Source organism: Streptomyces sp. T028 (assembly GCF_048159505.1).
GTDB lineage: Bacteria > Actinomycetota > Actinomycetes > Streptomycetales > Streptomycetaceae > Streptomyces.
Window position 1 is genome coordinate 1 of the sequence record NZ_JBLRVZ010000142.1, and the last position, 2,065, is coordinate 2,065.

1 protein-coding gene is annotated in these 2,065 nt (G+C 68.1%); it reads right to left on the minus strand.

Going from position 1 to position 2,065, the window contains the following annotated elements; translation table 11 throughout:
* Window positions 1–1,994 (minus strand): ABC transporter permease (locus ACLZN2_RS50975; RefSeq protein WP_416987102.1); only part of this gene is annotated, 1,994 nt, incomplete at its 3' end.
* Between the last annotated feature and the right edge of the window lie 71 nt (window positions 1,995–2,065).

Sequence of the window (2,065 nt, forward strand, 5' to 3'; positions counted from 1 at the left end):
CGCGCCGCTGCCTGAGTGATCCGGTCGAACATGACGCCGAGAAGAACGATGGCGAGACCCGCCGCCAGCCCCTTCCCGTACAACTGGCCCTGCGAGAACCCGGCCACGACGTCGTAGCCGAGAGCCCCCGCCCCCACCAGGCCGCCCACCACAACCATCGACAGCACGTAGATCAGCCCCTGATTGGTCGCAAGCGTCAGGGCACTGCGTGACATCGGCAGTTGAACCTTGGTGATGATCTGCCAGGTGTTGCACCCGGCCGAGGTGGCCGCCTCCACCGTCGTCTGCGGTACCGCCCGCACCCCATCCGCGATGATCTTCATCGCGACCGGTGCCGCGTAGACGAGGGCGGCGACGATGGCCGTGAAGCGGGTCGCGCCGAACAGCGCCAGGAACGGCACCAGATAGACGAACGGCGGCATCACCTGCGCCGCGTCCAGACTCGGCCGCAGCACCCGGTCCACCATCACACTGCGCCCCATCCACACACCGAAGACGATCCCCAGCGCCATCACGAGCACGGTGGCGACGACGGTCGACGCCAGCGTGGTCATGGCGTCCGACCACACCCCCGTGCCGACCAGCAGCCCCACGCACACGGCCGTCGTGACACCGGCACGCCAGCCGCCGAGGACGACGGCGAGTCCGACGAGGACCGCTCCCACGAGCCACCACGGGGAGTCGGTGAGGAGTGTCTGGAACGGGTTGAGCAGGCCGTTGGTGATCGTGTCACGGAAGGCGTTGGTCAGACCGGACAGGTTGTCCTGCGCCCAGGTGGTCGCGGTGTCGGCCGTGCTCGCGATCGAGCTGCCGAGGCTGCCCTCACCGGGGAACTCCGCCGCCCACAGGTAGGTGTGCGACATGTAGATGAGGATCACTGTGACCGCCGCGCCCGCGCCCAGCAGTTGCTTGCGCCACTTCAGGAAGCGGTTCTTCGAGCGGCGGGCGGTCTCCTCACGGGCGCTGGCCGCCGTGGTGACCCGGTCCAGCACGATCGCCATCACGACGATGGCGAGGCCCGCGTTGAAGGCCGTACCGACATCGAGGGACTGCAGCGCCTGGACGACCGTCTTGCCGAGGCCCGGCGCGTCGATCAGGGCGGCGATGGTGACCATCGCGAGCGCGGCCATGATGGTCTGGTTGACGCCCATCACGACGGTCCGCTTGGACATCGGCAGCAGCACCTTCAGCAGCGCCTGCCGACGGGTCGCGCCCAGTGAGTCGGCCGCCTCGACCGTCGTCGTCGGCACCGAGCGGATGGCGTGCGCGGTGATACGGATCGCGGGCGGTGCCGCGTAGATGAGTGTCGCGATGGCCGCGGATGCGCCGCCGATGAGGAAGAACAGGGTCAGCGGGGCCAGGTAGACGAAGGTCGGCATCGTCTGCATGAAGTCGAGGAACGGCGTCATGATCCGGTTGAACCGGTCGGACAGGCCGGCCCACACGCCCAGCGGGATCGCGAACAGCAGCGCCACGAGCACCGCGGAGAGGGTGAGAGCCAGGGTGTCCATGCTCTCCTGCCACAGCCCCTGCAGCCCCATGAACGTGAACCCGGCGACCGCCAGCAGCGCCACCCGCCAGTTGCCGACGGCCCAGGAGACGTATCCGGCGATCCCGACCACACCCAGCCAGCCGATCTGCGGGACCGGGCGGGTGTCGGAGGGCTGGGAGATCAGGTCCTGGATGAAGGTCACCAGGCTGTCGATGACCAGCCGTATCTCGTTGAAGAAGTAGATGAAGACCGGGTTGGAGTTGCGGTTCGCGCCGATGGAGTCGTTGACGTCGTTGAACCAGCGGTGCAGGCCCGTCAGATCGGCCGCGGCGAGAGACAGGGTCTGCTTGCCCCGCAGTACGGCGAACAGCACCAGCCAGAGGAGAAGGATCGCGGCCACCAGCACGGACCGGTTGATCTTGCGCACGCTCCGGGCGGGAGCGGTCTGCTCCAAGGGCTCGGTCTTCTCGGGTCTCTCGGGTTTCTCGATGGCGACGGTCATCACCTGCCGCCTTCCTGCCCGGCGACGACCGCGAGGATCTCCTCGTCCCCGACGATCCCGAGCAGCTTGCC